The sequence below is a fragment of the Gemmobacter sp. genome (assembly GCF_016792925.1).
In the GTDB taxonomy this organism is placed as follows: Bacteria; Pseudomonadota; Alphaproteobacteria; order Rhodobacterales; family Rhodobacteraceae; genus Gemmobacter.
This window is the reverse complement of the sequence record NZ_JAEULU010000311.1, coordinates 1-2,063: the sequence shown is the minus strand read 5'-3', so window position 1 is coordinate 2,063 and position 2,063 is coordinate 1. Positions and strand designations below refer to the sequence as shown.

Here is a 2,063-nt window from a genome sequence, read left to right as displayed (position 1 = left end):
CGCTGCTGCGACGCTTCCCATTGGAGGCCGGTGTCTCGCCTCAATTCACCGAACTGGATGATCGCGCGGCCAAGCTGATGCGCGAAGAAATCATCGAGGAAATGGCTGATTCTGCGGCGTCAGAGACGCTTTCGGTCTTGGCCACCCTCTATACCGGCGAAGATTTCAGCCAACTGGCCGCAGAAGTGGCCAGAGAGGCGCAGCGCCTGTCGCGACCGTTGTCGCGCGTCGAGCTTGCCAAACTGTTCGATCTGCCGCCCGATTTGACGCCTGAAAGGCTGTTGGCGCAGGTTTTTCTGGGCGATGAGCCGCTTTGGATGCCCGAAGTCGTCTCTGCCATGGCCAGAGGCAAGGATACCGATGCCAAGGCCGCGATGCGCCTTGGACAATTGGATTGGGGCAATCCGCAGCCAAGTTTTCTGCCTGAGCTTGAAGGGCTGTTCCTTTATGGCGCCGATGCAAAAACGCCATTTGGAGCCAAAACCGACCGTTTTCCGACCAAGGATACCCGGCAGGCCTTGGGCGAACTGGGCGACAAGCTCGCCAACCTGATGCGCAGGGTCGAGGATGCGCGACCACAACGCCTGGCGCTTCGCGCGGTGGAGCGCAGCGCCGCCCTGCACCGCTTTGCAGCCGCCTTCCTGCCAATTTATGCCGAACGCAAAACCCTGCGTGGCGCGCTGGATTTCGATGATCTGATCGCGCGCGCCAAGGGCTTGCTGACCGATCCGGCGGTGGCGCAATGGGTGCTGTTCCGCCTCGATGGTGGCATTGATCATATTTTGGTGGATGAGGCTCAGGACACCTCGCCGGATCAATGGCGTGTGATCGAACTGCTGGCGCAGGAGTTCACCTCGGGCCAAGGCGCCCGCGATCTGGAGCGGACGATCTTTGTTGTGGGCGACCAGAAGCAGTCGATCTATTCGTTTCAGGGGGCCGACGTTTCGGCATTTTCGCGGATGCGCGAGACCTTCCGCGACCGGCTGGACAATATCGGGGCGCCGTTCCAAACCCTTGAACTGGAACATTCTTTCCGATCCTCGCCCGCAGTCCTGGATTTGGTGGATGCCACCTTTCCCGAAGCGCAACACGCAGCACTTGGCGGGCCGTCGCATCACATCGCCTTTCAGCAAACCATGCCGGGGCGGGTGGAAATCTGGCCGCCAATCGCGCCGGCCTCCAACCCGGAGGATGAGGATTGGTCCGATCCGGTCGACCTGATCGCGGGGGAGCATCACACCGCCGAGCTGGGGCGGCGGGTGGCCGACCGGATTGCGCAGATCTTGGCTGCGGAGACGCTGATTCCGGGGCCGAAAGGGCCGCGCAGGGTGACAGCGGGTGACTTTCTGATCCTCGTGCGGCGGCGCTCTCCGCTGTTTTCCGAGGTGATCCGGGCCTGCAAGGCGGCGGGGCTGCCCATTGCCGGGGCGGACCGGTTGCATCTGGGCGGGGAGATGGCGGTCAAGGACATCAAGGCGCTTTTGGCCTTTCTGACCCTGCCGGAAGATGATCTGGCGCTGGCAGAGCTGTTGCGTTCGCCACTGTTCGGGATGACAGAGGCCCAGCTTTATGCCGTTGCGCAGCCGCGCAAAGGCTATCTTTGGGAGGCGCTGCGTCATGCGCCGGAACATGCAGAAATCGTCTCTGTGCTGGCGGATTTGCGCGACAATGCGGATTTCCTGCGGCCCTTTGACCTGATCGAGCGCGCACTGACGCGGCACGACGGACGGCGCAAGTTTCTGGCCCGTTTGGGCGCCGAGGCAGAGGACGGGATTGATGCCCTCTTGGCGCAGGCGCTGGCCTATGAACGCAACGAAGTGCCTAGTTTGACTGGGTTTTTAACCTGGCTGCAAACTGATGATGTGCAAATCAAACGCCAGATGGAGGGCGCGGGCGGCAAGATCAGGGTGATGACGGTGCATGGCGCCAAGGGCCTTGAGGCGCCGATCGTCATCTTGCCCGATACCGCCGATCTGACGCCGCAAGACCGTAACGAGCTGTACGCTTTTGGAGAGACGGCGGTGTGGCGGATGCCCTCGGGCGAAAGCCCCGCTGCCATCGAA

The 2,063-nt window shown here is 62.1% G+C and carries 1 protein-coding gene; it reads left to right on the top strand.

Annotated features, from left to right (window positions below; genetic code table 11):
- A partial coding sequence (locus JNN06_RS15255; RefSeq protein ID WP_291240452.1) for a UvrD-helicase domain-containing protein occupies positions 1-2,063 on the top strand: 2,063 nt, incomplete at both ends.